Raw genomic sequence first — 26,983 nt, 5'->3', positions numbered from 1 at the left:
CCGCCCCACCGGAATCATGGCAACAATCACGCAGAGGCTTTTCCCGTGAGATACGAGAATGCTGAGCGGCCGACCCTGTATCGGCCGAGCTTCGAGAAGGACAACTGCGGCTTCGGAATGATTGCCCACATGGACGACCAGCCCAGTCACTGGGTGCTGGCGACCGCAATCGATTCCCTGGCCCGCCTGACTCACCGTGGCGCGGTGGCAGCCGATGGCAAGACCGGCGACGGTTGTGGCCTGCTGTTCAAGAAGCCCGATCAGTTTCTGCGCGCCGTTGCCGCGGACCACGGCTGGGACCTGGGCGAGCGCTATGCCGTGGGCATGGTATTTCTGAGCAACAACGACGCTGCAGCCGACAAGGCGCGCGCGACCCTGGACCAGGCACTGGAACGCCAGGGACTGGAGCGCCTGGGTTGGCGCGAGGTACCAACCGACACATCGGCTTGTGGCGAGGAAGCGCTGGCCACGCTGCCGCGCATCGAACAGGTATTCATCCGGGCTGGAGCCGACATGGACGATGCCCTGTTCGAGCGCCACCTGTTCATCGCCCGGCGACGTACCGAAAAGGCCCTGGACGGCGACGACGTGTTCTACGTCGCCAGCCTCTCCGCCCAGGTCATCTCCTACAAGGGCCTGGTGATGCCGGAAAACCTGCCGGTGTTCTACAAGGACCTGAATGACGAGCGCATCCAGACCTCGATCTGTGTGTTCCACCAACGCTTCTCGACCAACACCTGGCCGCAGTGGCGGCTTGCCCAGCCGTTCCGGTTCCTCGCCCACAACGGCGAGATCAACACGGTCCAGGGCAATCGCAACTGGGCCAATGCCCGGGCAGCGAAATTCGCCACGCCGCTGATTCCGGACATGAGCGAGGTCGCACCGCTGGTCACCACCTCCGGCTCCGACTCCTGCAGCCTGGACAACATGCTGGACGTGCTGATGGCCGGCGGCATGGATATCTTCCGCGCCATGCGTCTGCTGGTTCCGCCGGCCTGGCAGAACGTCGACGGCATGGACGCGGATCTGCGGGCGTTCTACGAGTACTACTCCATGCACGTCGAGCCGTGGGACGGTCCGGCAGGCATCGTGCTCACCGATGGCCGGCACGCGGCCTGCGTGCTGGACCGCAACGGCTTGCGCCCGGCCCGCTACGTAATCACCAGGGACCGGCATATCACGCTGGCGTCGGAAGTGGGTGTCTATGACTACGCGCCCGAAGACGTGGTTGCCAAGGGGCGGCTGAAACCCGGCGAAATGCTGGCGGTGGATACCGCCACCGGCGAATTGCTGCTGCCGCAGGAGATCGACGACCGGCTGAAGACCCGCCAGCCCTACAAGGCCTGGCTGGACGAACATCTGCGACGGCTGGAGTCCACGCTCGAGGAAACCGAGCTGGAAGAGGACGCCACGCCGATCAGCGAGGACTTTCTGGACACCTACCAGAAAATGTTCAACCTGACGCTGGAAGAGAACGACGCCGTGTTGCGACCGATGGCCGAGGCCGGCCAGGAAGCGGTGGGCTCGATGGGTGACGACACCCCCCTGCCGGTGCTTTCGACCCGGGAACGGTCGCTGTTCGACTATTTCCGCCAGCAGTTCGCTCAGGTTACCAATCCGCCCATCGATCCGCTGCGCGAGCAGATCGTGATGTCGCTGGAAACCTGCTTTGGCGCCGAGAAGAACGTGTTCGAGGAAACCGTCGATCACGCCAAGCGCCTGGTGGTGGAATCCCCGGTGCTGTCACGGACCAAGTTCCTGTTGCTGCTGAACGAGGATGATCCCGACTACGCCAACACGGTGATCAGCCTGCAGTACAAGCCGGAACAGGGCCTAAAGGCGGCGGTGCAGGCCGTGGCCGACCAGGCGGAACAGGCGGTACGCGACGGCAAGACCATCATCGTGCTGTCGGATCGCGACATCGAGGAAGGCTATCTGCCGCTGCATGCACTGCTCGCCACCGGTGCGGTGCATCACAGGCTGGCCGGCAAGGGCCTGCGCTGCGATGCCAATATCGTGGTGGAAACGGCCACCGCCCGCGATCCGCATCACTTTGCAGTCCTGATCGGCTACGGTGCGACCGCGGTCTATCCCTACCTGGCCTATGCCAGCCTGCGCGGCATGCTGCGCCGTGGACAGATCAAGGACATCACCGCCGACCGCCTGCGCGCCAACTACCGCAAGGGCATCAACAAGGGCCTGTTCAAGATCCTGTCGAAGATGGGCATCTCGACCATTGCCAGTTACCGCGGCGCACAGCTGTTCGAAATCGTGGGCCTGGCCGACGACATTGTCGATATGTGCTTCACCGGCACCGTCAGCCGGATCAAGGGCAGCCGCTTCGAAGACCTGGAGGCGGACCAGCAGGCCCTGGCAACTGAAGCCTGGTCGGTGCGCAGTGATGTGCGCAAGGGGGGCCTGCTCAAGTTCATCCACAACGGCGAGTTCCATGCCTACAACCCGGATGTGGTGCGCACCCTGCAGACCGCCGTTGAAACCGGCGACTATGCCGCCTGGAGCGAGTTCTCGGAGCTGGTCAACGAACGGCAGCCAACCGTACTGCGGGACCTGCTGCAGCTGAAACTCCTGGATGCCCCGCTCGACCTGGATGACGTGGAGCCCATCGAATCGATCCTGCCGCGCTTCGATTCCGCCGGCATGTCGCTGGGCGCGTTGTCGCCGGAGGCCCACGAATCGCTGGCCATCGCGATGAACCGCCTCGGTGGCCGCTCGAACTCCGGCGAGGGCGGCGAAGACGAGTCCCGCTTCGGCACCGAACGGATGTCGAAGATCAAGCAGATCGCCTCGGGCCGTTTCGGTGTCACGCCACACTATCTGGTCAATGCCGAGGTGCTGCAGATCAAGGTCGCCCAGGGCGCCAAGCCCGGCGAAGGCGGTCAGTTGCCGGGGCACAAGGTAAACGAGATGATCGCCCGGCTGCGCTTTTCCAGCCCCGGCGTGGCACTGATTTCTCCGCCGCCGCACCACGACATCTATTCCATCGAGGATCTGGCGCAGCTGATCTTCGACCTGAAGCAGGTCAATCCGAAGGCACTGGTCTCGGTGAAACTGGTTTCCGTGGCCGGCGTGGGCACCATCGCCGCCGGCGTGGCCAAGGCCTATGCCGACCTGATTACCATCGCCGGCTACGACGGCGGCACCGGCGCCAGTCCGCAGACCTCGGTGAAATACGCAGGCGCGCCATGGGAACTGGGCCTGGCCGAGACGCACCATGCGCTGCGTGCCAATGATCTGCGTGAGAAGGTCCGGGTGCAGGCCGACGGCGGCATGAAGACCGGCCTGGACGTGATCAAGGCGGCGATCCTTGGCGCCGAGAGCTTCGGCTTTGGTACCGCGCCGATGATCGCCATGGGCTGCAAGTACCTGCGCATCTGCCACCTGAACAACTGCGCCACCGGCGTGGCGACGCAGGAAAAGGTGCTGCGGCTGAAGCACTTCATCGGTACGCCACAAAAGGTGGCCAATTACTTCCGCTTCGTGGCGATGGAAACCCGCGAATGGATGGCCAGGCTGGGCGTGCGCCGGCTGGAAGACCTGATCGGCCGCACCGATCTGCTGGAGATCCTGCCCGGTCAGACCGACAAGCAGCGGCAGCTGGACCTGCGACCGCTGCTCTCCGACGGCGGCGTGCCGGCAGACAAGCCGCAATATTGCCTGGAACCGAAGAACGTGCCGTTCGACAAGGGCGAACTTGCGGAGCAGATGGTGCGCGACTGCCTGCCGTCGATCGAGGCGAAAACCGGTGGCGAATTCCACTATGAGGTGAAGAACTTCAATCGCTCCATCGGCGCTCGCCTGTCCGGTGAGATTGCCCGGGCCCACGGCGGCCAGGGCATGGCCAACGCACCACTGGTGCTGCGCCTGAGCGGCAGCGCGGGCCAGAGCTTCGGTGTCTGGAATGCGCCGGGGCTGCACATGCACCTGCAGGGTGACGCCAACGACTACGTGGGCAAGGGCATGGCAGGTGGCAAGCTGATCATCCACCCGCCGGCCGGCAGCAGTTTTGACAGCCGTGAAACCACCATTGTCGGCAACACCTGCCTGTATGGCGCCACCGGCGGCAAGCTGTTCGCGGCCGGCACCGGCGGCGAACGCTTCGCGGTACGCAATTCCGGTGCCCATGCGGTCATTGAGGGCGTTGGCGATCACGGCTGCGAGTACATGACCGGCGGTGTGGTCTGCGTGCTGGGCGAGACGGGACTTAATTTCGGCGCCGGCATGACCGGCGGCTTCGCCTTCGTGCTGGATCTGGAGAATGAGTTCGTGGATCGCTACAACCACGAGCTGATCGACATCCACCGGGTGCGATCGGAGCCGATGGAAGCCCATCGCAACTACCTCAAGGCGATGATCCGCGAATACGTGGACGAGACCGGCAGCGCATGGGGTCAGGAAATCCTGGACAACTTCCGCGATTACCTGCGCCGCTTCTGGCTGGTCAAGCCGAAGGCCAGCGATCTGCAGGGTATCCTGCAGACGCTGCGCGCGGCGGCCTAGTTCCACGCTTGCCGGATAAGCTTATCGCGCGGCCGTGACGCCGCGCCCGAACAGTTTTGACGAGAGCTCATGGGTAACAATTTTCAATTCATCGAAGTCCCGCGGCAGGATCCGGAGAAGGAACCGGTCCAGGTCCGCATCCGCAAGTTTGGCGAGATCTACGGCAACTTCGAGAAGGAAACCGCCCAGTCGCAGTCGGATCGCTGCCTGGATTGCGGCAATCCCTACTGCGAATGGAAATGCCCGGTCCATAACTACATCCCGAACTGGCTCCAGCTGGTGGCCGAGGGCAATCTGTTCGAGGCAGCCGAGCTGTCGCACCGGACCAATTCGCTGCCGGAGATGTGCGGCCGGGTCTGCCCGCAGGATCGGCTCTGCGAGGGTGCCTGCACGCTGAACGACGGCTTCGGCGCGGTGACCATCGGCTCCATCGAACGCTACATCACCGACGAGGCATTCAAGGCCGGCTGGCGGCCGGACCTGTCCGGCGTGGTCAAGACCGACAAGAAAGTGGCCGTGGTCGGCGCCGGCCCGGCCGGCATCGGTGCCGCCGACATCCTGGTCCGTAACGGCGTCAAGCCGGTGGTGTTCGACAAGTACCCGGAGATCGGTGGTCTGCTGACCTTCGGCATCCCGCCGTTCAAGCTGGAGAAGCACATCGTCCGCACCCGCCGCGAGGTGCTTGAAGGCATGGGTGTGGAATTCCGCCTGGGCGTCACCATCGGCGAGGACATCCCGTTCCAGCAGTTGCTGGACGACTACGATGCCGTGTTCCTTGGCATGGGGACCTACACCTACATGCGCGGCGGCTTCCCCGGCGAGGATCTTCCGGGAGTGTACGAGGCGCTGCCGTTCCTGGTGGCCAACATCAACCGGGAACTGGGTTACGAGAAGGACCCGTCCGAATTCATCGACATGCGTGGCCAGCGGGTGGTGGTGCTCGGCGGCGGCGATACGGCAATGGACTGCAACCGCACCTCGGTGCGCCAGGGCGCCACCAGCGTCACCTGCGCCTACCGCCGGGACGAGGAAAACATGCCCGGTTCCCGCCGCGAGGTCATGAACGCCAAGGAGGAAGGTGTCGAATTCCTCTGGAACCGTCAGCCAGTGGAAATCGTCGGCGACGGCAAGGTGGAAGGCGTCAAGGTCGTGACCACCCAGCTCGGCGAGCCCGACGAGCGTGGACGCCGGCGGCCCGAGGCTGTTCCCGGCACCGAGGAGGTGGTCCCGGCAGATCGGGTCATCATCGCCTTCGGTTTCCGGCCCAGCCCGGCTGACTGGTTCGGTGAGCACAACATCGATGTGGACGACCGGGACCGGGTCACCATTCGCAAGGACGAGCAATTGTTCGGCCAGACCGCGAACCCGAAGATCTTCAGCGGCGGCGACATGGTGCGCGGTTCGGATCTGGTGGTGACCGCCGTTTACGAGGGGCGTGAAGCGGCCAAGGGCATCCTGAATTATCTCGGGGTCTGACGCACCTAAACGTTAAACGGTTTTAGGTTTTATGTCTTATGGGAAGGTCGGGATCCGGAATGTCCCGGCCTTTTCCGTTCTCTGTAACCCACAAGGATCATCCGTGACGGCATCCAGCGAACTCCAGAACGACCTCCTGCTTCGTGCCTTGTTGCGGCAGCCGACCGAGCGCACGCCCGTCTGGATGATGCGGCAGGCGGGCCGATACCTGCCGGAATACCGGCAGACACGGGCCCGGGCCGGCAGCTTCCTGGACCTGTGCAAGAACACCGAACTGGCCTGTGAGGTCACGCTGCAACCGCTGGAACGTTTCCCGCTGGACGCCGCGATCCTGTTCTCCGACATCCTGACCATTCCGGATGCCATGGGTCTGGGCCTGTACTTCGCCCAGGGAGAAGGACCGAAATTCAAGCGGCCGGTCCGGGATGAGCGCGCAGTCAAGGCGCTGGCTGTCCCGGATCCGGCCGGCGAGTTGCATTACGTCACCGACGCGGTGAGCACCATTCGCAGCGCGTTGAAGGGCCGGGTGCCGCTGATCGGCTTTACCGGAAGCCCGTGGACCCTGGCCACCTACATGGTGGAGGGCGGCTCCAGCAAGAATTTCGCCCACTGCAAGGCCATGCTCTACGACCGACCGGACCTGATGCACCATCTGCTCGGCGTGCTGGCGGATTCGGTAACCGCCTATCTCAATGCCCAGATCGAGGCCGGGGCACAGGCACTGATGATTTTCGATACCTGGGGCGGTGTGCTGACCCCGGAGACCTACCGCGAATTCTCGCTGCATTACGCCAGCCGTATCATCGCCGGACTGCATCGCCGCTACGACGGCCGTGAGGTGCCAGTGGTCTTTTTCACCAAGAACGGCGGGGCATGGCTGGAGTCAATGGTGGATTCCGGCGCCCACGGCCTGGGCATAGACTGGACCCAGAACCTGGGGGATGCGCGGCGGCGCGTTGGTGAACGCGTCGCGCTGCAGGGCAATCTGGACCCCAGCGTGCTCTATGCTTCTCCAGAGACCATCCGCGAGAAGGTCGCGGAAACCCTGGCGAGTTTCGGTCATGGCAGTGGTCACGTTTTCAACCTGGGCCATGGCATCCATCCCGAGGTCAGGCCCGAACATGCCGGCGCCATGATTGACGCCGTGCACGAACTCAGCCCCGCATACCATCAGGACGGTTTAGAGCAGACACCATGACCCAACGCCGCCGCCGCATCCGAACTCTCTCCGCCGGCGTGGTGGTAGTGCGGTTCGAGGCGGATGACTGGCGCTGCCTGCTGCTTCGCGCCTATCAGTACTGGGATTCCCCGAAGGGCCAGGTTGAACCTGGCGAGACGCCGCTGCAGGGTGCACTGCGAGAAGTGGAAGAGGAAACCGGCATCACCGATCTGGAGTTCGCCTTCGGCGAGGACTTTGTCGAGACCGGGCCATACGCACAGGGAAAAATCGCGCGCTATTACCTGGCGCGCACCGCGACCCGTGAGGTCGTGCTCGGCGTGAATCCGGAGCTGGGCAGACCCGAGCATCAGGATTACCGCTGGGTCAACTTCCCGACCGCACACACGCTCGCCTCTCCGCGAGTCCGGCGCGTGCTGGAATGGGCCGAACACCGCCTCCGTCAGGACTGAGCACTCCGGGTCCGACGACGCCATACTGGAGCCTTGTCATGAGTAGAGCCGTGAGCCCCGATTACCCCGGTATTCGCATGCGCCGGATGCGGCGCGATGTGTTCTCCCGCCGGCTGATGCGGGAACACCGACTGAGCGCCGATGACCTGATCTATCCGATGTTCGTGCTCGAGGGTGACAACCGGCGCGAGGCGGTGGCCTCGATGCCGGGCATCGAACGTCTCAGCCTGGATCTGCTGCTGCAGGAACTGAAGACCGTAACCGAGCTCGGCATCCCCGCCATCGCCCTGTTCCCGGTGATTGCCGCCGACCGCAAGAGCGAGGACGCGCGCGAGGCCTGGAACCCGGACGGGATGGTGCCGCGGGTGGTCCGCAGCATCAAGGAACATTTTCCTGAACTGGGCGTAATCACGGATGTGGCGCTGGACCCCTACACCAGTCACGGCCAGGATGGCTTGATCGACGGCAGCGGCTATGTGGTCAACGATGCCACCGTCGACGTACTTGTGCGGCAGGCGCTCTGCCACGCCGAGGCCGGCGCCGATGTGGTTGCCCCGTCCGACATGATGGACGGCCGCATCGGTGCCATCCGCGAGTCCCTGGAAGCCGCGGATTTCCACAATGTCCGCATCCTCTCCTACGCCGCCAAGTATGCCTCCAGCTTCTATGGCCCGTTCCGCGATGCGGTTGGCTCGGCCGGCAATCTGGGCGGCGGTGGCAAGCACAGCTATCAGATGGATCCGGCGAACAGCAACGAGGCCCTGCGCGAAGTGGCGCTCGACCTCCAAGAAGGTGCCGACATGATCATGGTCAAGCCGGGCCTGCCCTATCTGGACATCATCCGCCGGGTGAAGGACGAGTTCGGCGTACCGACCATGGCCTACCAGGTCAGCGGTGAATATGCCATGTTGATGGCGGCAGCGGCGCAGGGCTGGCTGGATGAGCGCGATTGTGTGCTGGAAGCCCTGAGCGGATTCAAGCGCGCCGGGGCCGACGCCATTCTCAGCTACTTCGCGGTGCGCGCGGCGCGCTGGCTGCGCGAGGTAAACGGTCACTGATCCGGCATCGGTACCCTCGACCGGCGAGTGACGAGCTGTCACCGCACTCACCGCAGGTCGACTCGCCGGTGCTTTGGGCAGCGCCCGGGTTTCGCCTATACTCCCGCCCTTTGTGGCAATTCCATGGCACTTTGTGACAGGCGCAGCGCGATGATTGGTAAAAGCTACTTCTCCGGAATCTTTGGCAGCTCGCCGATACGGCCGCTGCAGGAGCATGTCACCAAAGTGGTGCAGTGCGCCGAGCAGCTTCGGCCGCTGTTCGAGGCGGCGGGCCGCGAGGATTTCGCCGCAGTCGGAGACGTCTACACGGAGATCGCCCGACTGGAAGACGAGGCGGACGCGATGAAACAAGCGCTGCGCATGGACCTGCCGCGCACCCTGTTCCTGCCCGTGGATCGCCGCGACCTGCTGGACCTGCTGCGGCTGCAGGACAAGATCGCGAACAAGGCCAAGGACGTGGCCGGCCTGGTGCTGGGACGGCGCATGACACTGCCGCCCGCGATCGTCAAACCCTTCATGGAATTTGTCGACCGCTCGGTGGACGCGGCACGCCAGGCCAAGAAGACCGTTGACGAGCTTGACGAGCTGGTTGAGACCGGATTCCGCGGCTCGGAGGTGGAGGTGGTCGAGGCGCTGCTGGAAGAGCTGGACCGGGTGGAGAAGGAAACCGACAACCTGCAGATCAAGCTGCGCGCCCTCCTGCTGGAGCAGGAGCAGTCGCTGCCGCCGGTTCATGTGATGTTCCTCTACCGCGTCATCGAGCAGATCGGCGGCCTCGCCGATCTCGCGGAGCGGGTTGGTTCCCGGCTGCAGATGACCCTCGCCAAATAGCCGCCTGCTCGGACATATCGGTAACGACTTCAAAGGCATGAAGGGCTGATGGAATACGGACTGATTTATCTGATCCTGGCGGCCATCTTCGGCCTGTTCATGGCCTGGGGGATCGGCGCCAACGACGTGGCCAACGCAATGGCCACCTCGGTGGGTTCGCGGGTCTTGACCATCAAGCAGGCGGTGATCATCGCCGCGATTTTCGAGTTCGCCGGCGCGGTGCTGGCCGGCGGCGAGGTCACCAACACGATACGCTCCGGCATCATCGAGGTTGGCCTGCTGGAGGGCAGACCGGAGCAACTGATCTTCGGCATGCTGGCGGCACTGCTTGCCGCCGGCACCTGGCTGGCCATCGCCTCGCGCATGGGCTGGCCGGTCTCGACCACGCACTCCATTGTCGGTGCCATCGTCGGCTTTGCCATCGCCGGGCTGGGCTGGGGTGCCGTGCAATGGCCGGTGGTCGGCTCGATCGCGATGAGCTGGGTGATCTCGCCGCTGCTCGCCGGGGTTGCAGCCTACCTGTTGTTCCGCAGCGTGCAGTGGCTGATCCTTGACCGCCGCGATCCGATCAGCGAGGCACGGCGCTATGTGCCGCTGTACATCTTTCTGACCGGTTTCATCATGTCGCTGATGACCCTGATGAAGGGTCTGACTCACGTCGGGCTGGATCTGACCATCCCGCAGTCCTACACCATCGCGTTTGTCATCGGCGCGGTACTCGCCGTTGGCGGCAAGGTGGTGATCAACCGCATTCCGATCGATCCGCGCCTGGACCGCCGTTTTCACTACGCCAACGTCGAGCGCATCTTCGCCGTGCTGATGGTGGTGACCGCCTGCGCCATGGCATTTGCCCACGGCTCCAACGACGTTGCCAATGCCATTGGTCCGGTGGCGGCAGTGCTGTCGGTGGTGCAAAGCGGCGAAGTCACCGCCCAGGCCGCGGTGCCGACCTGGGTCCTGCTGCTCGGCGCCTGCGGTATCGTCATTGGTCTGCTGACGCTCGGCTACCGGGTGATCGCCACGGTCGGCAAGGAAATCACCCAGCTCACGCCCAGCCGCGGCTTCACCTGCGAGCTGGCTGCCGCCGGTACCGTGGTCACCGCATCCGGGCTGGGCATTCCGGTCTCCACCACCCACACCCTGGTCGGCGCGGTGCTCGGTGTCGGCCTGGCACGCGGTATCGCGGCGCTGAACCTGTCCGTGGTCCGCAGCATCTTCCTGTCCTGGATCGTGACCCTGCCGGCGGGCGGCATCCTCGCGATCATCTTCTTCCAGGTACTGATGCTGATCTTCGGCTGATCAGCGCGTTGAACCGTGGCCGCCAGGCACTCTATGCTCGGCGGACCCGTCGTTCCGTCCATGGAGACTCCATGACCGATCAGTACGCCGTTATCGGCAACCCCGTCGCGCACAGTCGCTCGCCATTTATCCATGCCCGCTTCGCCGAGCAGACCGGCGAGGCACTGGAATATGGACGCCTGGAAGCCAACAACGACAATTTTGACGCAACCGTGCAGGCATTCCTTGCTGACGGCGGCTGCGGTCTGAATGTCACGGTACCGTTCAAGCAGGAAGCCTGGCATCTGGCGGATGTGCGCACTGCGCGAGCAGACCATGCGGCCGCCGTGAACACCCTGATCCGGCTGGCGGACGGCCGCCTCGAGGGCGACAACACCGACGGCGTCGGGCTGCTGCGTGACCTGACCGTCAATCACGACCTGGTCCTGCGTGGAAAACGGATCCTGGTCCTCGGCGCAGGCGGTGCCGTGCGCGGCATCCTGCTGCCCCTGGTGGAACAACTTCCGCTGGAACTGGTGATTGCCAACCGCACCGTAAGCAAGGCCGAGGGCTTGCTGCCGCTGTGCCATGGCGTGACCCGCCACGCCTTGTCGTTCCAGGATCTTGCCGCCGAGCGGCCGTTCGACCTGATCATCAACGGTACCTCGGCCGGGCTATCGGGCGAGATGCCCACGCTCCCGGACGGTCTGCTCGCCGACGGTGGTGCGGTGCAGGAAATGGCCTACGGTGCGGAGCGCAGCGCCTTTCAGCGCTGGGCCGTGGAACAAGGCGCGACGACCGTCATCGACGGCCTTGGCATGCTGGTGGAGCAGGCGGCGGAGTCATTCTTTCTGTGGCGTGGTGTCCGGCCACAAACGGCACCGGTGATTGCCGCTCTGCGCGCCGACCTGGCCTGAGCGATGATGCACGAGCCCGAGTCAATGACCTGGCACCGCCGGCTGGTGGACGGTCTTGCAGCACAGCTCGCTGCCGAACACCCATCGGTCGACCGCATAGAAACCCACATTTCCAGTCTACTGCTGGCCAATGGCCTGGTGTTCAAGCTGAAGAAGCCGCTCGACCTGGGCTTTCTGGACTTCACTGGCCTGGACCGCCGCCGGATTGCCTGCGAGGACGAGTTGCGGCTGAATCGCCGGCTGGCGCCGTCCATCTATCAGGCCGTGGTCCGGCTGACCGGCCAGCTGGAGGCGCCCCAGCTCGACGGTACCGGCAAGGTGCTGGATTATGCGGTCCGCATGAGCCGTTTCTCGCAGCAGCAACGGCTGGACCGGGTACTCCCGCGCGGCGAACTGGCACCGGAGCATCTGGAGCAACTGGCCGAGACCATCGCCGCGTTTCACAACGAGGCCGCCAGCGCCGAACTGCCGGACTGGCTGGCCGACCCTGAACCGCTGATCGAGCCCCTATTGGCCAATCTGCAACAACTGGAAGGACTTGGTGCAAAGGTACCCGAATCCGTCACCAGCTACCTCCTTGGCACCATACCGGCCTTACGCCAGCGGCTGCGGCGACGGCTTGCCGCCGGCCTGGTACGCGAAGGACACGGTGATCTACATCTGGAAAACATCGCCCTGATTGATGACCGTGCGGTTGCCTTCGACTGTATCGAGTTCGATGCCCGCCTGCGCTGGATGGACGTGATGGCGGACATCGCCTTTCTGCTGATGGATCTGGATGACCGCGGCGCCTCGCCACTGGCAACGCGCTTTCTCAACCGCTATCTGGATGTCAGCGGCGATCACGCCGGGGTCACCGATCTGCGGCTTTTCCAGTGCTACCGGGCGCTGATCCGGGCCAAGATTCACACGATCAACCTGAACGATCAGAGTCGACCGGCGGCGCAGCGGCAGGCCAGTGTCGCGCGGCGTGATCGTTATCTGGAACTGGCCGAGCGGTACTGCCAGCCACAGGCGCCGCAGCTGATCACCACCTGCGGTCTGTCAGCCAGCGGCAAGTCCACTGCCGCCCTGGCGCTGGCCGAGGAGATCGGCGCGATTCGGCTGCGGTCAGATGTGGAACGGAAACGTCTGTTCGGCCTGGACGCACTGGCCCGCACCGACTCGCCGGTGGCCGGCGCACTCTACGGTCAGGATGCCGGGCGTGCCACCTACACGGCGTTGGCGGCCAAGGCCGGGCAACTGCTGGCAGCCGGCTGGAGCGTGATTGTTGACGCCGCCTGTCTGAAACGCACGGAACGCGACCGCTTTCGTCAGCTGGCCGCGAGCCACGGCTGCCCCTGGCGCCTGCTGTACTGTGATGCTCCGCAGCAGACCCTGCGCCAGCGGCTGCAACTGCGGGCCGCAAAAGGCCGCGATCCGTCGGAAGCGGATGCGGCGGTGCTGGACTTCCAGCTACAGCAATTCGAGCGGCCCTCGGACGAAGAACGCCAGCATCGAATCCGGCCGGGGACGGAAACGCCATGAACGCCGCGATTGTCGCCTTGTTCACGCTCGCCATTGCCCTCGGTGCCAGCCTTGCCTGGTTGGGCACGAAACGCGGTCGTCTCGGCAGGATGATACCGGCGGTGCATGGCGGCGGTGCCATCGCCGCCATCAGCCTGCTCGGCTACCGGGTCTTCACCGGCCCGGAAAATCTGTGGTTCAACAGCGCCTTCTTCCTGTTCCTGCTCACCGCCATCGGCGGCGTTTTCATGCTCGCGGTACACCGCCGCGACGAGCCCCCGTTCCTGGGTCTTGTCGCATTGCACGCGCTGACCGGGATCGTCGCGTTTCTTGTGTTGGTGGGGGGAATGTAAGGCAAGAAGGAAGGTTTCAGTGTTCAGTGTTCAGACAGTGCAGACCTGTAACGCCCACCCCGAAGCCGAATGTTTGTCTGAACACTGAAGCCTGAAAACTCACTGAAAAGCGCTGAAGGCGCTTTTCAGTCCAGTTCCTTCATCCAGAACATCATCGGCTTGTCGGTTTCCTCTGTGTCGCCAACGTCGCGCCAGCGATAGGTGGTCTGTAGGGCGGGTTGGCGGCGATAGCCCCGGTTTTCCCAGAAGCGGTCCAGCGGCACATGGTCGGCCGGCCGCGCCGGGTGGTCCTCGGGTCGCTGCACGGCACAGAATACCGTGGTCCGGAAACCCTTCTCGCGGGCAAAGGCCTCGCGACCGTCGATGAAGGCAACACCGATACCCTGACCGCGCCACTGGCTGCGCAACACCGACTCGCCGAAATAAAAGATGCTGTCGACATCGTAGCCCTGCTCGACGAAGGGCCGCTTGAACTCCTCGGTCTCATCGGCCATCGGCAGGCCGGTGGCAACGCCGATCACCTCGTCACCGGTCAGGGCGACGATGAACACGCTGCGCGGTGAGGCCGCGTAGGTTTTCAGATAGCGTTCCTCGTATGCGTGGTCGCCGTCATACAGATACGGAAACTCCCGGAATACCTCGATGCGCAGACTGGCAAGGGCATCCAGGTACGGGTTGATTTCTTGGCCACTGAGGCTCAGCAATCGTGGCGTGTCGGTCATCATCAGTCGGCAGTCTCCGAATTCTCTGCGGTTTGTGACGAAGCAAGCACGGAGCGATTCCCACGCTGGCCGAGGGAAACACTGATTTATTCCCGCGTCTGCGCCCGAGACCGGTTTTGGTCATCTGGCAAGGCGCGGTGCCGGTTCGGTAGCTTGAGCTACCGGGCCGGTGGCGCAACACAGCCAGGGGCCAAAACCGGCCGGGTCACTGGCAAGCATGCACCGTCCCACGCCGCCGCGCTCGTGTGCCGTTCTTTCGACTGGCCAGGAGCAGGTCGCCTCGGGTAGTGGTGCTACCCGGGGTGGCGTGCGACGGTGCATGCTTGCCTCCGGTTGGGCCGCATTTTTCCCGACTCCTGCGTTGCGCTGCTTGACCGCAGAATGACTGCGGCGCTGCGCAGCGCGCCTTGCCTCGGAGAAAAATGCGGACTCCAATGCAGGCGTGCGAATAATTCAGCGTTTCCCAAGCTTACAGTTTGCGGTCCGGGATCGTCCAAGCAGACCGCGATTGGCGCAGCTTGGACTAGGCACAATCCGCCGGATGATGGCGACTTGCGCCAAACTTGCCGATCCTGCTAGCGTCACCTGACCGAGCGATCAGCCCTCTAACGCGAGCACTTCCGATGTCGACTGCTGTTTCTGGCTCCGACCCGCTGGCCCGACGGGGTGCCGCAGACCGGATCGTCCATGCGGCGCGCACACTGTTCGCCGAACGTGGCTATGACGGCGTGTCGATACGGGATGTGGCGGAGCGCGCCCGGGTCAGCAAGGCCAATGTGTTCCATCATTTCAGCAACAAGATGGGACTTTACAAGGCGGTACTCGGTGACAGCTCCGACATGTTCGAAGAGGTGGTGGAGGTGTTGCGCGAATGCGGCCAGCCGCCCCGCTGTCGCCTGGAACTGTTCATCCGCGAAAACCTGGCCTTGATGCTGCGTGACCCGCACTCGGTCAACCTGTTCATGCGGCAGATGATGAGCACGCCGGACAATGCCCAGCGCACGCTGGCGGAAGCCAATGTCGTCGAGGGCTTTCGCAAGCTGATCGGAAATCTGGAAAACCTGCAGGCGGAACATCGGCTGGCGGAGGATGTCGACCCAACGGTGCTGGCAATGACCATCATCGGCGCAAATTTCATTTTTTTCCGGCTCCGCGGCGTGGTCGACCAGATCTCGGACCGCTTCCGCGCGGACGACCCGGCCGCCTTCAGCGCAGCACTGATCGATCTGCTTGACGCGACCACCAGCCGCGACCACAGGCCGGACTGAACCCGACCGATCAGCTTCGGTCACTGCCTGCTCCACACCACCCGACGCAATCCGCATGAGGTGCTTGCCGCCATGTCCCGGCTCCGACTCGCGTTGCTGCCATGCCTTGCCTCGCTGCTGGTCGCCTGCGGCGACAATGGCGACAGTAGCAGCGAAGAGAATCAGCCCGGAGCAGACGCCGTGCTGATCACGACGGAAACGGCCCGTACCGAGACGGTGGAGATCCTCGAGCGGACCATCGGCAGGATCACCTCGCGCACCACGCCCAATATCGCCTCCGAAGTCAGCGGCCAGATCACCGATGTGCACGTGGATGCCGGTGACCGGGTCGAGCGTGGCGAGCTGCTGCTGGAGATCGACCCGGAGCCCTATCAACTGGCGCGGGCCTCGGCGGCGACCGAGATCCGCCGACTGGAAGTCAGCATCCGCAATCAGGAACGGGAACTGGTCCGCAATCGCGAGTTGCTTGAGGACGGCTTCGTCACCCAGTCCACGGTGGATGGTCTGGAGTCGGAACTGGAGGCCAGCCGCGAGCAACTGCAGGCCGCCCAGGTCCAGCTCGACAGCGCCGAAAGGGATCTGCGCAAGACACGCATCGAGGCCCCGGTGGACGCCGAAGTCGATGAGCGGAACGTCTCCGACGGCGACTATGTGGCTGTCGGTGAGGCGTTGTTCCGGCTGCTCAGCCAGGATCTGCTGCAGGTGCGTCTGCCCTACCCGGAAACCGCCTCGCAACGCCTGGAGACCGGCCAGATCGCCCGCATGCGCGCGCCGTTAAGCGGTGATCAGGAAGTCGGAGGCACCATCCGCGAACTACGGCCCGGGCTGATGGGCGGCAGTCGAACCGTGGAGGCCATCGTCAATATCGAGAACCCCGGCGGCTGGCGCGAAGGCGGCAGCGTGAATGCCGATGTGGTGGTGATCTCGCGTGACGGGGTCGTGGTGCCGACCGCTGCCATCGTGCAGCGTCCGGCGGGCGAGGTGGTGTATGTCATCGAGGATAACAAGGCCCATGCCCGCGAGGTGGAAGTCGGCCGCCGCGGCCGCGACCGCACCGAGATCCTCGATGGTGTCGACGACGGCGACGCCGTGGCCGTAGACGGCGCCGGATTCCTGTCCGATGGTGCCAAGGTCCGGATCGCCGACGATGACGACGAGGTCGACGAGGCAGACGACGCGGACGCCACCCGATGACCCTCCCCGAGCTGTCGATCCGCCGCCATGTGCTGGCCGTGATGCTGAGTGCGGTGCTCGTACTGTTCGGTGTGATCGGCTATCAGCAGGTGGGCACCGACCGCATTCCCAACATCGATTTCCCGGTCATCACCGTGATCGTCACCCAGCAGGGCGCCGATCCGGACATCATCGATGCCTCCATCACCTCGGTGGTGGAACGGGCGGTGAACACGGTGCCCGGCATCGACGACATCAGTTCCACGTCCACGCCCGGCACTTCGGTGGTGAACATCACCTTTGACCTGGAGAAGGACGTCGACATCGCCTTCAACGAGGTACAGGCGAAGGTCAACGAGATCCGCCAGGACCTGCCGGAGGACGCCGAGGCACCAATCATCCGCAAGGTCGAGACCGATGCGCAGCCGATCATGTGGCTGGCCGTGCAGGGCGACCGTACCGTGCAGCAACTCAGCGTCTACGCCCGCAACACGGTGCGGCCGCAGCTTGAGAACATCAACGGCGTCGGTGAGGTGCGGCTGGGCGGTGGCCTGGAGCGCAACATTCGCGTGGAGATCGACCCGGACCGGCTGTCCGCCTACAACCTCACGGTGCAGGATCTGCTCAACGCCTTCGAGAACGAGCACTTCCAGTTACCCGGCGGCTTCCTGGTGTCGGGCCGCAGCGAACGGCTGATCAAGCTTGACATGGAATACCACCAGCCCTGGGCGCTGGAGGAACTGATTGTCGCCTCCGACAACGGCGCGCTGATCCGGCTGCGCGACGTGGCCGAAGTGGTGGATGGCCTGGAGGACCCGCGAACCCTGGCCCGGTTCAACGGCGAGCCCACGGTTGGCCTGGGTGTGGTCAAGGTCTCCGGCACCAACACGGTGGCGATCATCGACGACGTGGAACGACGACTGGACGAGGAAATACGGCCGCAACTGCCTCCGGGGATGGAGATCAATATCGCCTCGGACCAGTCCGTGTTCATCCTCGAAATGATCGACACGCTGTACCAGACCATCGCACTGGCGATCCTTTTTGCCGGACTCGTGCTCTGGCTGTTCCTGAAGAACCTGCGCTCGACGCTGATCGTGGTGCTGTCGGTGCCGATTTCTTTGGCGGCGATCGTCGCCACCATCTACTTCTTCGGCTACACGCTGAACAGCATGACCATGCTCGCCATGCTGCTGCTGATCGGCGTCGTGGTCGACGACTCGATCGTGGTGCTGGAGAACATCTTCCGGCATCGGGAGAACGGCATCCGCGATCCGGTGGAGGGCGCGATCACCGGTTCCAATGAGGTGTTCTTCGCGATTATCGCGACCACGCTGTCGCTGATCGCGATCTTCCTGCCCGTGCTGTTCATGGACGGCATCATCGGCCGCTTCTTCGAATCCTTCGCCGTGGTCGTCGCCCTCGGCGTGCTGGCCTCCAGCCTGGTGGCGCTGACCCTGACGCCGATGCTCTGCGCCCGTTTCCTGTCGGTACCCGAGCAGCACGGCCGGGTCTACAACCTGCTGGAAAGCGGCTTCCGCGGCCTGGAACGCGGCTATCGCTGGTTGCTGCGGAAGGTGCTGCGCTTCCGCTGGAGCACCCTGGCCGTGGCCGCCGCAATAACCGTCGGCGTTGGCAGCCTGCTTGGCGACCTGGGCGGCGAATTCTCGCCCGAGGAAGACGAGGGACAGTTCCTGATCGTCCTGCAGACACCGCTGGGCTCGAGCATCGATTACAGCGACGAAAAGCTGCGCTTTATCGAGCAGACCCTGGACGAGCAGGAAGGCGTCAGCACGTTCTTCACCGCCATCGGCCTCGGTGACGACGGCCAGGTCAGCGAGGGCATCGCTTTCGTCCGGCTGGACCCGCGGGAGCAGCGTGAGCTGCATCAGCGACAGATCATGGACGCGGTACAGGAGCGACTGGGCGAGATGACCGGCGCACGCGCCTTCGCCTCGGTGATTCCCCTGATCGGCGGCCAGCGTGGCGAGCCGCTGCAATTCAACATCGCCGGTCCGGATCTGGACGAAGTCGCGCGCCTGTCCGAGGAGCTGGAACGCCGGCTGCGCGGCAGCGACCAGATCGCGACGCTGGACCTGGACCTGAACCTGGACCAGCCGGAACTGGTACTGAACGTGGACCGCGACCGCACCCGCAGCCTGGGCCTGAGCACCTTCGAAGTGGCTCGCGCGGCGAACGTGCTGGCCGGCGGCATCGACGTGGCCCGCTACAACGACGATCCCGGTGACGGTGAACGCTACGATATCCGCCTCAAGGCAGCGGCCAGCAGTTTCGAGAGCGCCGATGATCTGCGCCGGATTTTCCTGCGGTCCCCGGAGGGAGACATGGTCCGGCTGGACAACCTGGCACAGTTCGACACCGAACTCGGACCCTCGGTGATCGGCCGCTACGATCTGGAGTTCGCCGCGCAGTTCTACGCCAACCCCACGGTGCCACTGGCCGAGGCCGTGGACGGCGTGCGTGCCGAGGCCGATGACATCCTACCGCTGGGTTATTCACTCAACCTGGTGGGCCAGTCCGAGGAGTTTGAGCGCACCGCGGCGGCAATCGTGTTCGTGGTCGTGGTCGCGACGGTGCTGGTCTACATGGTGCTCGGCAGCCAGTTCAATTCCTTCCTGCAGCCACTGATCATTCTCGCTGCCTTGCCGTTGGCCATGGTCGGCGGCGTGCTCGGCCTCTGGCTTTTCGGCCACACGCTGAACATCTACTCGATGATCGGCCTGGTGTTGCTGATCGGCCTGGTCACCAAGAACGGCATCCTGCTGGTTGACCTGACCAACCAGTATCGCGACAAGCGCGGCCTGAGCGTGGACGAGGCGCTGGAAGAGGCCTGTCCGATCCGGCTGCGACCGATCCTGATGACCTCACTGACCCTGATACTGGCCATGCTGCCGGCTGCCATGGGCGCCGGTGCCGGCGCCGAAACCCAGGGACCGCTGGCCGTCGCCATCATCAGCGGCATGATCTCGTCGATGCTGCTCACCCTGGTGGTCATCCCGGCGTCCTACTCGTTGGCGGAAAACGGCTTCCAGCGCCTGAAGAACCGGCTCCAGCGCCGGCATCAGGGCCACACCTCGGTCACCGAGGGCGGCTGATACCGAACGGGCGTCCGAGCCTGGGGGCACCTTCTATCGGTTCGATTCACGCGGCTTGGCCGGCCAGCAGGTCGGGGGGACAGGCTTTCCACGGAGGAACGTCGGCCGCACGGACGCGGCCGTCGAGCGCCCATCGACGGGTTTACAGCGTTTCCGTAGTGGAACGGCTGTTGCCCCGACCGGGTCGGAGGTAACACAACTTAGGATCTCGAATTTTTCGCGCTGTCATATCCGACGGAACGGAAAGCTCCGGCTCCAGTACTGGATCATCAGGAAGCCGAACAGCATCCCGCCGAGATGGGCGAAGTGGGCGATGCCGGCCAGCGTGCCGGTGATCCCGGCCCATAGCTCGAAGGCGCCGTAGAAGATCACGAAATACTTGGCCTTGATCGGAATCGGCGGGAACAACAACATCAGCCGCTGATTCGGGAACAGCATGCCGAAGCCGAGCAGAATACCGAACACCCCGCCCGAGGCACCGACCGTGGGGTAGGTCTCGCCCGCCTGGCTGGCGACCACCAGCTGAATCAGACCGGCGCCGATCACGCAGACCAGGAAATAGGTCAGAAAGCGTCGCGAGCCCCAGCGGTGCTCAAGCGGCACACCGAACATCCACAGGGCGAACATGTTCAGGAACAGGTGCAGGGTTCCGCCATGCAGGAAGCCGTAGGTCACGAGCTGCCAGACCTGGAAACCGGGCACACTCTGCATGCCGTCCGTGGTCAGCACGCTGCCGCCGGACCCGAGCGGCCAGAGCGCGAAGTTCATCAACAACGGTGAATGGGCCACACCCTGGGCCAGGAATATCAGGCCGTTGATCACCAGCAGCCAGGTGACGACTGGCGGCAACAGCGAGGGGCGTTGGTCTGCAAGCTCGTCCTGCATGCGTCGCACATCCGGTTGGTGGCATGGTGCCAGGGCCGCACCCTGTCGACAGCCGGCGCAGTGGTCGGTTCAGGAATTCAGGTCGCCGCCCAGGCGAAAGCCGTAGCGCCAGTACAGGCCGGCTCGCCAGAGATCCATTGAGGCGTCGTGGCGCTGGTCGTGTAGCGCGTGATCATACGCGAGACCCAGCATGTGCGTGTGCAGCCGGTAACGGTAATTCAGCCGCAAGCCATAGACGCTGATCACCGAATCCGACGGATGGCTTGCCATGGTATGGGTACCAAGTCGTGCCGCAAGGCGGTGTGCCCGGCCACTGAGATTGACGCGAAACGTGGGATCCAGGCGCTCGATTGCGCCGAAACCGTGTTGCACCCGATAGTCGAACCCGGGCCCCGCCTGGAGTCGCATGCCGGCAAAGCGATACTGGCGGCTGTGGTCCAGTTGCAGCTGCCTGCTGCGCCGGCTCAGCCGGCCGCTGGCCTGATCGTCCAGCGCATACCAGCGGAGCTGCAGACGCGTGGATCCGGCAACCGGGCCAGGATGGGACAAGGCTCCGCTCCACCGCAGTTCGCGACTCCGGCTCGCCACCGTCCCCGACCCGTTACTTCGCTGCTGGTGCCGCCAGCGCCAGTCCTGCCGGACCGGAATCCGCGACAGGACGTTTCCGGGCAGGCGCAGACCCGTATGCCAGGCCTGCGCGGTCACGGGCCCGCGCAATGGGTACCGGCGCTGCCAGGAATAGCCGGCATGCAACTGCAGCTCCGCAGCGGATCCATAACGGGAATCGAACTGTATGCCGTCACGGTTGGCGTAGCGCTGTCCGGGCGAACGCCGCGCCGTGACCGGCTCGAAATGGCGACCGAAGCGCTCGGCCCGCAAGCGGTATTGTAGCGGCCGGTGCAGCTCCCTGGCCTGCAGATCGAGGCCGTAGCCGGCGCCGCTGTGCGGCCGCCAGTTATCCCCCTGATCCGTCTGCCGGAGCATGGCCATCTCGGCGCCCAGCGTGACCTGCCGGTCGCCCATGGCAAAGCGACGATTGCCGGTCATGCTGGCGACACGTTGCTCGGGCAGGTCGCTGCTGAGCATCAACTCCGGCCGCAATTGAGCCAGGTTGACCGCGTAGGAACCGTAGCGGTCGTGCCGGACCTGCCAGGCACCGCCCTCGAATTGGCCGGACATGCCAAGTGGATCGTTGGCGGCACGACCCTGCAGCCAGAGCATCCGGCTGCGCCAGCGTTCACCACCCATGTCGGGGGTTTGCATCTGCACGCCGACAGTCTCACGCTGCAGGGTCAGGGGAGACAGGCGTACGGCATCGTCAAGCAGGCTGAGATCGGCGGAGGCTGTCAGGGCCTCGCCGGCGAACGCAAGCAGGACGACCAGGACTGCAGACCAGCGTTGACCCGCGCGCCGGGCGCGAGATCCTGAACCGCTCGTGTTGTACCAGCGCATGCCCACTCCGCGACCGCCTGACCGATCTGGCGGCTCTCGTTGTCGGCACCGTTTTACTGACCGTTGCCGGGTCGCGCCAGCAACAATTTCCGGAACTGAGCAATGGTTCTCATCCACTGTGACGAACGCTGACAACGACCTCAAGGCAGCATTGCTGCCGGGCCTCGGTGCCGGCCTGATGGTCGGCGCCGTGGCGCTGATCGTGATCACCGCGCTGCTGCCGCACCGACCGGCCTGGATGCCCGACGATCCGGCGCTGGAAGAACACGCGGCGGCACTGCTTGTCACCGCTGACGACCGCCTGCTGATGGGCACCCAGTCCGGTCGTATCTGGCTGCACGACGACGGTTGGCAGCCCTACGGAAATGTTCCCGGCGATCGGGCGGTAACCCGGCTGGGCCTGCATGAGGACCGGCTGCTGATTGCCGCGCCGGACGGTCTGTTCGACCTGAACGGTCGGGTGGATGCGGTCGACGGGCGGATCTCCGACATCCGTGCATTCGACACCAGCCTGCTGGCCGGCGGCGCCTTGGGCGTGCTGCAATTCACCGAAGACGGCTGGCAGGATACCGGTTTGCAGGAGCAACTTGCCGAGCCACAGGTCTATCGCGTCTGGCAGGACCAGGCCGGACACCAGCACGCCGGCACCATCGGCGAGGGTATCTGGTCGCGCACCGGGGCCGACGCCAGCTGGCGTGCCAATCGCGACGGACTGTCTGATCCGGTAAACGTGTTCGCCTTCGCCGAGACCGCGAACGGCATTCTGCTGGCCGGCACCGACCAGGGCGTCTACTGGCAGGCGGAAACCGGTGCTGCCTGGCGCGCGTTGCACGGCAGCGCCGATCGCGACACCCGCTACCTGGACCTGCTGATCGATGACCGGGAACCGGACACGCCGATGCTGCTCGGTGCGACGGATGACGGCGTGGTACAGGTTCGTCTGATCCCCCGTGACAACTGGCTGGAGACCCGTGGCGGCCTGGAACGTCTGGCCGTGGGACCGCCCGGACTCGACGGCAGCGTCTCGCACCTGGCAATCAAGAACGACGATCTCTGGGCCGCGGCCGGATCCGTGTATCGGTTTCAGCCGGTGGCACCGGCGATGCGGCTGCCCCTGATCCTGTTCAGTGGCATCCTGCTCGGCCTGGGGGCCTTCCTGCTGGGGATGCTGCGCTGGCGCGTCCGTGACTAGCACATCAACCAGCGTTCCCCGTGGGACGGTATAGTTGGCGGTTTGCTGAAGGGCACGCACCAATGGGGCCAATCAAGATTGCACTGTTCATCCTCGCGGCGGTCACGGGCGCAGCCGGATTCACAGGTCTGGCGGGAATCTATTCCGGGCTGGCGCAGGCGGTCTTCCTGCTCGCCTCGCTCGGCTGGCTCTCGGTGCTGATTCTCGAGAAGCGCTGAGCCGTGCATCGGAACGGCTGCGGGCACGCGGCCGCCAACACACGAATGGCGTGTGCTGTACAGAAAAAGCCCGACCGGTCTGCGGACCGATCGGGCTTTTTGGCAACGGGCAGGAACCCGCGGGTCAGGCCTTCAAGCGATCCGCCGTGGTATCCACATCGGTGGTAATCCCCCACAACGACTTGTCGAGCCCGTCCGCCTGCGCATCTTCCGAGACCCGCAAACCAATCGTGCGCTCAAGCACAAAGGCCAGCACCATGGCAGTGATGACCCCCAGGCCGATACATACGGCAACGCCAGCAAGCTGCATCAGGAAGCTGATCTCGCCATGCTGGAAGGCGAATGCGCCTTCCTCAATGCCAAGATAGCCACCCCGTGGCGTACCCGCCTTGAGGATCCCCAGCATCAGCAGGCCGTAGGAGCCGGCGCCGATGAACAGCGGGATCAGCTTGTGCTCGTCGATCTTCATTTTCAGCGTGAACTCGTAGACCGCGTAGGCGACCAGCGGCGCGCCCAGCGCGACCAGGAACATCTGCCACGGCACATAGACGTCGAAGCCGGATGCACCGGCCACATAGCCGGCCAGCGGGCCGAGCAGCAGATAGCTGTACTTGCCGGTGCTATAGGCGATAGCCGCGCCCATCAGGGCGCCACCGGCCCAGGCGACACCATAGTTGTTGAAGGCGATGCCCACACTGGAGTCCGCCATCGTGATGCTCACCGCCAGGGCCTCCGGATCAAAGAAGAACAGGCAGGACAGGATCACCATCGGCAGCCCGGCGAAAATCGTCATCATGCCTGCAGCTGCCAGACCGATGCTCGGCGGATGATAGCCGGCAACCTTCGGGTGCGGACTGAACATGCCCGGACGGGCACCCACCTTGCGCGCCAGCACCAGGGCCATGCCGGCCGGGAAGATGTAGACGAAACCGACGCCGAAGAAGTCGTGGAAGCCCGGGTTGGTCAGCGGACCGACCGAGCCCCAGGTCAGCCAGCTCAGGATCGAGGACACGATGGTGGCGACGAAGGCACAGATGTAATAGGCGCTCGCCTTCATCCGCTCGGACACCGAGAAGTGCAGCAGCACGTTGATGATGCCGGCAAAGCAGGCGAGGAAGAAGACGAAGATCTGGAAGTTGTTCAGGCCCGGAAAGACCGCCGGATCCACGTTCTGTGCCAGTTCGTTGGCCAAGCCTCCGGCAAACCACCAGTCCTTGATCGAATCGGTGAGGGTATAGCCTTCCATGATGTAGTACTGGCTGGCCCAGAAGGCGAAGCCAATCAGGAAATAGGTGGCAAAGCCGATGAAGAAGCCGACCATTTTCTCGATGGTGGCATTGAACAGATTGCGCCGCCGAACCATGCCGGCGTCAATCAGGAGCAGACCGACGACCACAAAAATGGCGCCGACCGTGCCCGAGGCATAAACCAGATTCTGGACCAGGGAACTGAGCGTTACCTGGTCCGCGAACTGGGCTGTCGTTGAAAGTGTCATTCGATGTCTCCTCCGTCCTCGTTTGAGAGCGCCGCTGGTTACACACCGGAGGGCTTGCCGGTGCGTTCCCGGTCACCGCCTCCACGTCGCCGCTCTGTCGCGACAATGAGAAAACGGCTTTGCAAGGAAACGGCGGAGGGAAAAAGCATCAGCTATGCCAAACGCGGCAGGAGTCTGATTTTAAAATTAAAAATTCTGCTTTTCGCGTGCGACTGGAAGCAACAGCGTCGAGACCGCGTCGCAGAACCGGGAAAGACACCGGGACAGATCGCGAATATGTGACAAACCGTCACCGCTGGCCGGGAACTCCGGAAGGAACATTGCAGGAAAAAAAACCGGCTCCATGGGAGCCGGTTGCAAAAACGTGCGGGAGGATGCCTCACGCGCACTTTCGATCAACGGGAAGGAGGCCCGACATTGCTCACATTTTGCCGGGGGCGGGAGCCGTTGATCGGTTCAAGCTAATCTCCCGCCTACTGTCAGAAGTAATAGCCGACATTGAAGTTGAAACGGGAATTCCAGCTCCCCGCCGAGTCGCCGTCCAGACCGATGCCATCACCGTTCACGAACCACATGTTCCTGCCGGCAATCCAGTCGACGTAGGCCAGCACGCCGCCCGCGGTAATGGCACATCCGGTGACGTTCTGGATCGAGTTCGACGAATCCTTCACCGTCGGATCGATATAGGTGAAGTCGTTGTAGCAGGTCACATTGCTGACCGGCCCCAGGTTCATGTCGAACGAACGGGCGATATTCGCCGTGTAGACATTGGCACGTGCCGCCATCATGAACGGGAAGCCGAAGGCCCCCTTCTGGACGAAACTGCTGGACACGCCATCCGGGTTTTCCGGGTTGTATTGATAGCGCACGCCCTGCAGCTGGAAATTCCAGTCACGGTAGTACGCGTCGGCGTGTACGGCACCGGCGAAACGGCTGCCGTTGCGTTCGGTGATCCGGTTGTACATCTGGCCGCCCTGCAGGCTCAGACCGAGGTCCACCCGGAAATCGTCGCTGGTCACAAGGTGCCGCTCACCGCGCAGGTTCACCTGGTTTGTCTCCAGGTTCTGCTGGTCGTCGTCACCATCGGTGACCAGGTCAAAAGAGTAACGTTCTGACCGGCCACTGGTGTACTCCGAGTTCTTGAAGAACGCGGCGTGGAAGGTCCAGTCATCATTGGGGCGGTGTTCCAGCTTGATACCGGCGTCGTAGTCGTCCTCGTAACCCACGTAATAGGTGCCACCCAGCCAGAAGCTGTGGCTGGAGAACGGCAGGATGCCGAACGGCACCTGGGTGATGCCCAGCTCCATGTGCGTCCGATCCGTGAACTCGTAGCCGACCCAGGCGTAGCGAATGGCCTGGAAATCATTGTAGCGCCGCCACTGGGCACTGAGGATGACGTCACCGATGGAGCCATCCATATTGATGCCGACGTGCTCCAGATCGAAGTCACCACCCCGATCCTTCTGCTGATCGTCCCAATCGGTCCAGGCGTAGGTGAGACGCACCGCGCCGCCGAAGCGAATGCCGTCCGTGCTTTCTTCAGCGTCCCGTTCGGCCTGCCGGTCTTCCAACTCCACCAACTGGCTCTGAAGCTCCTCCAGTTGCGCCTTGATCGCGTCCACATCTGTCGGCGCGTCCCGGTCCACGGCCAGCGCCGGGACCGGCGCGAGCAGAACCCCGGCCAGAACGCCTGCGGTCACTGATTTCTGGTTCGTTTTCATCGGAATTCTCCGCTCTCGGCTGTTATCGGGAGGTGCTTCGCAGACGCATGGGATCGTAAAACGGCGTCTGTACGACACGGGCGGCATAGCGCTTGCCACCGCTTTCCACCTCGACCTCGGTGCCAATGGCAGAAGCACCATGGTCCAGATGAACCAGCGCCAGCGACTGCATCAG

Annotated in this window: 21 protein-coding genes; 15 read left to right on the top strand and 6 right to left on the bottom strand. The window is 64.0% G+C overall.

Features of this window, described 5'->3' with window-relative positions:
- Positions 1-45: 45 nt before the first annotated feature.
- The 10 genes from gltB to M0534_RS10940 all read left to right on the top strand — a co-directional run bounded on the left by gltB (position 46) and on the right by M0534_RS10940 (position 13,566).
- Positions 46-4,518 carry a glutamate synthase large subunit gene (gltB, locus tag M0534_RS10985; protein ID WP_345894722.1) on the top strand — a complete coding sequence of 1,491 codons (4,473 nt, stop codon included), beginning with the start codon at positions 46-48 and terminating at the stop codon, positions 4,516-4,518.
- Between the two features lie 69 nt (positions 4,519-4,587).
- Positions 4,588-5,994: an FAD-dependent oxidoreductase gene (locus tag M0534_RS10980; RefSeq protein WP_248568477.1), complete on the top strand. Its 1,407-nt coding sequence runs from the start codon at positions 4,588-4,590 to the stop codon at positions 5,992-5,994.
- 103 nt (positions 5,995-6,097) lie between these two features.
- Positions 6,098-7,192 (top strand): uroporphyrinogen decarboxylase, encoded by a 1,095-nt coding sequence (gene hemE / locus M0534_RS10975; protein ID WP_248568476.1) that lies wholly within the window; start codon positions 6,098-6,100, stop codon positions 7,190-7,192.
- The gene (locus M0534_RS10970) at positions 7,189-7,623 is read left to right on the top strand and encodes a bis(5'-nucleosyl)-tetraphosphatase (RefSeq protein WP_248568475.1); all 435 of its coding nucleotides are present in this window, start codon (positions 7,189-7,191) and stop codon (positions 7,621-7,623) included. The genes hemE and M0534_RS10970 overlap by 4 nt, the downstream gene beginning before the upstream one ends.
- A 38-nt stretch (positions 7,624-7,661) precedes the next feature.
- Positions 7,662-8,681, top strand: a complete 1,020-nt coding sequence (gene hemB / locus M0534_RS10965) for a porphobilinogen synthase (protein WP_248568474.1) — start codon at positions 7,662-7,664, stop codon at positions 8,679-8,681.
- A 150-nt stretch (positions 8,682-8,831) separates the two neighbouring features.
- Complete coding sequence (locus M0534_RS10960; protein WP_248568473.1) at positions 8,832-9,512, top strand: TIGR00153 family protein; 681 nt, start codon at positions 8,832-8,834, stop codon at positions 9,510-9,512.
- A 48-nt stretch (positions 9,513-9,560) separates the two neighbouring features.
- The gene (locus tag M0534_RS10955; protein WP_248568472.1) at positions 9,561-10,811 is read left to right on the top strand and encodes an inorganic phosphate transporter; all 1,251 of its coding nucleotides are present in this window, start codon (positions 9,561-9,563) and stop codon (positions 10,809-10,811) included.
- Positions 10,812-10,882: 71 nt separating this feature from the next.
- Positions 10,883-11,707, top strand: a complete 825-nt coding sequence (gene aroE, locus M0534_RS10950) for a shikimate dehydrogenase (RefSeq protein WP_248568471.1) — start codon at positions 10,883-10,885, stop codon at positions 11,705-11,707.
- Between the two features lie 24 nt (positions 11,708-11,731).
- Complete coding sequence (locus M0534_RS10945; protein ID WP_248568470.1) at positions 11,732-13,234, top strand: bifunctional aminoglycoside phosphotransferase/ATP-binding protein; 1,503 nt, start codon at positions 11,732-11,734, stop codon at positions 13,232-13,234.
- Positions 13,231-13,566 (top strand): hypothetical protein, encoded by a 336-nt coding sequence (locus M0534_RS10940; RefSeq protein WP_248568469.1) that lies wholly within the window; start codon positions 13,231-13,233, stop codon positions 13,564-13,566. Before M0534_RS10945 ends, M0534_RS10940 begins: the two co-directional genes overlap by 4 nt.
- Before the next feature lie 125 nt (positions 13,567-13,691).
- Here M0534_RS10940 and M0534_RS10935 read toward each other — a convergent pair whose 3' ends face one another.
- Positions 13,692-14,288 (bottom strand): GNAT family N-acetyltransferase, encoded by a 597-nt coding sequence (locus M0534_RS10935; protein WP_248568567.1) that lies wholly within the window; start codon positions 14,286-14,288, stop codon positions 13,692-13,694.
- A gap of 623 nt (positions 14,289-14,911) precedes the next feature.
- Here M0534_RS10935 and M0534_RS10930 point away from each other — a divergent pair.
- From M0534_RS10930 to M0534_RS10920, 3 genes are all read left to right on the top strand, one after another.
- Positions 14,912-15,556 carry a TetR/AcrR family transcriptional regulator gene (locus tag M0534_RS10930; RefSeq protein ID WP_248568468.1) on the top strand — a complete coding sequence of 215 codons (645 nt, stop codon included), beginning with the start codon at positions 14,912-14,914 and terminating at the stop codon, positions 15,554-15,556.
- A 72-nt stretch (positions 15,557-15,628) separates the two neighbouring features.
- Positions 15,629-16,750 (top strand): efflux RND transporter periplasmic adaptor subunit, encoded by a 1,122-nt coding sequence (locus M0534_RS10925; protein ID WP_248568467.1) that lies wholly within the window; start codon positions 15,629-15,631, stop codon positions 16,748-16,750.
- Entirely contained in the window at positions 16,747-19,845 is a 3,099-nt protein-coding gene (locus M0534_RS10920) for an efflux RND transporter permease subunit (RefSeq protein WP_248568466.1), read from the top strand. The genes M0534_RS10925 and M0534_RS10920 overlap by 4 nt, the downstream gene beginning before the upstream one ends.
- Before the next feature lie 225 nt (positions 19,846-20,070).
- On the opposite strand, the gene M0534_RS10915 is transcribed toward M0534_RS10920, so the two are convergent.
- Positions 20,071-20,730 carry a rhomboid family intramembrane serine protease gene (locus M0534_RS10915; RefSeq protein ID WP_248568465.1) on the bottom strand — a complete coding sequence of 220 codons (660 nt, stop codon included), beginning with the start codon at positions 20,728-20,730 and terminating at the stop codon, positions 20,071-20,073.
- 69 nt (positions 20,731-20,799) lie between these two features.
- Positions 20,800-22,182: a hypothetical protein gene (locus M0534_RS10910; protein WP_248568464.1), complete on the bottom strand. Its 1,383-nt coding sequence runs from the start codon at positions 22,180-22,182 to the stop codon at positions 20,800-20,802.
- Positions 22,183-22,300: 118 nt separating this feature from the next.
- On the opposite strand from M0534_RS10910, the gene M0534_RS10905 reads away from it, so the two are divergent.
- Both M0534_RS10905 and M0534_RS10900 read left to right on the top strand, forming a co-directional pair.
- Positions 22,301-23,374 (top strand): hypothetical protein, encoded by a 1,074-nt coding sequence (locus M0534_RS10905; protein WP_248568463.1) that lies wholly within the window; start codon positions 22,301-22,303, stop codon positions 23,372-23,374.
- A gap of 62 nt (positions 23,375-23,436) precedes the next feature.
- A complete protein-coding gene (locus M0534_RS10900; protein WP_248568462.1) occupies positions 23,437-23,592 on the top strand; it encodes a DUF1328 domain-containing protein in 156 nt (51 codons plus the stop codon).
- A 124-nt stretch (positions 23,593-23,716) separates the two neighbouring features.
- Here the strand turns inward: M0534_RS10900 and M0534_RS10895 are convergent, their stop codons facing one another.
- The 3 genes from M0534_RS10895 to M0534_RS13830 all read right to left on the bottom strand — a co-directional run bounded on the left by M0534_RS10895 (position 23,717) and on the right by M0534_RS13830 (position 26,980).
- Positions 23,717-25,087 carry an ammonium transporter gene (locus M0534_RS10895; RefSeq protein ID WP_248568461.1) on the bottom strand — a complete coding sequence of 457 codons (1,371 nt, stop codon included), beginning with the start codon at positions 25,085-25,087 and terminating at the stop codon, positions 23,717-23,719.
- A 479-nt stretch (positions 25,088-25,566) separates the two neighbouring features.
- Positions 25,567-26,808 carry a hypothetical protein gene (locus M0534_RS10890; RefSeq protein WP_248568460.1) on the bottom strand — a complete coding sequence of 414 codons (1,242 nt, stop codon included), beginning with the start codon at positions 26,806-26,808 and terminating at the stop codon, positions 25,567-25,569.
- A gap of 22 nt (positions 26,809-26,830) precedes the next feature.
- The gene (locus M0534_RS13830; RefSeq protein ID WP_428348827.1) at positions 26,831-26,980 is read right to left on the bottom strand and encodes a glycine cleavage T C-terminal barrel domain-containing protein; all 150 of its coding nucleotides are present in this window, start codon (positions 26,978-26,980) and stop codon (positions 26,831-26,833) included.
- Positions 26,981-26,983 lie beyond the last annotated feature (3 nt).

This window comes from Methylonatrum kenyense, assembly GCF_023195885.1.
GTDB classification, from domain to species: Bacteria; Pseudomonadota; Gammaproteobacteria; order Nitrococcales; family Aquisalimonadaceae; genus Methylonatrum; species Methylonatrum kenyense.
Note: the sequence above shows the minus strand (reverse complement) of the source record. Positions and strands in the feature narration are given on the sequence as shown.

What these genes read in the sequence shown, in the direction of transcription:
- M0534_RS10940 (WP_248568469.1), top strand. Translation starts at nt 13,231, where the DNA reads ATGAACGCCGCGATTGTCGCCTTGTTCACGCTCGCCATTGCCCTCGGT.
- M0534_RS10945 (WP_248568470.1), top strand. Translation starts at nt 11,732, where the DNA reads ATGACCTGGCACCGCCGGCTGGTGGACGGTCTTGCAGCACAGCTCGCT.
- M0534_RS10970 (WP_248568475.1), top strand. Translation starts at nt 7,189, where the DNA reads ATGACCCAACGCCGCCGCCGCATCCGAACTCTCTCCGCCGGCGTGGTG.
- M0534_RS10935 (WP_248568567.1), bottom strand. Translation starts at nt 14,288, where the DNA reads ATGACCGACACGCCACGATTGCTGAGCCTCAGTGGCCAAGAAATCAAC.
- M0534_RS10895 (WP_248568461.1), bottom strand. Translation starts at nt 25,087, where the DNA reads ATGACACTTTCAACGACAGCCCAGTTCGCGGACCAGGTAACGCTCAGT.
- M0534_RS10930 (WP_248568468.1), top strand. Translation starts at nt 14,912, where the DNA reads ATGTCGACTGCTGTTTCTGGCTCCGACCCGCTGGCCCGACGGGGTGCC.
- M0534_RS10920 (WP_248568466.1), top strand. Translation starts at nt 16,747, where the DNA reads ATGACCCTCCCCGAGCTGTCGATCCGCCGCCATGTGCTGGCCGTGATG.
- M0534_RS10910 (WP_248568464.1), bottom strand. Translation starts at nt 22,182, where the DNA reads ATGCGCTGGTACAACACGAGCGGTTCAGGATCTCGCGCCCGGCGCGCG.
- M0534_RS10980 (WP_248568477.1), top strand. Translation starts at nt 4,588, where the DNA reads ATGGGTAACAATTTTCAATTCATCGAAGTCCCGCGGCAGGATCCGGAG.
- M0534_RS13830 (WP_428348827.1), bottom strand. Translation starts at nt 26,980, where the DNA reads ATGCAGTCGCTGGCGCTGGTTCATCTGGACCATGGTGCTTCTGCCATT.
- M0534_RS10955 (WP_248568472.1), top strand. Translation starts at nt 9,561, where the DNA reads ATGGAATACGGACTGATTTATCTGATCCTGGCGGCCATCTTCGGCCTG.
- M0534_RS10890 (WP_248568460.1), bottom strand. Translation starts at nt 26,808, where the DNA reads ATGAAAACGAACCAGAAATCAGTGACCGCAGGCGTTCTGGCCGGGGTT.
- M0534_RS10960 (WP_248568473.1), top strand. Translation starts at nt 8,832, where the DNA reads ATGATTGGTAAAAGCTACTTCTCCGGAATCTTTGGCAGCTCGCCGATA.
- M0534_RS10900 (WP_248568462.1), top strand. Translation starts at nt 23,437, where the DNA reads ATGGGGCCAATCAAGATTGCACTGTTCATCCTCGCGGCGGTCACGGGC.
- M0534_RS10925 (WP_248568467.1), top strand. Translation starts at nt 15,629, where the DNA reads ATGTCCCGGCTCCGACTCGCGTTGCTGCCATGCCTTGCCTCGCTGCTG.
- M0534_RS10915 (WP_248568465.1), bottom strand. Translation starts at nt 20,730, where the DNA reads ATGCAGGACGAGCTTGCAGACCAACGCCCCTCGCTGTTGCCGCCAGTC.
- hemB (WP_248568474.1), top strand. Translation starts at nt 7,662, where the DNA reads ATGAGTAGAGCCGTGAGCCCCGATTACCCCGGTATTCGCATGCGCCGG.
- aroE (WP_248568471.1), top strand. Translation starts at nt 10,883, where the DNA reads ATGACCGATCAGTACGCCGTTATCGGCAACCCCGTCGCGCACAGTCGC.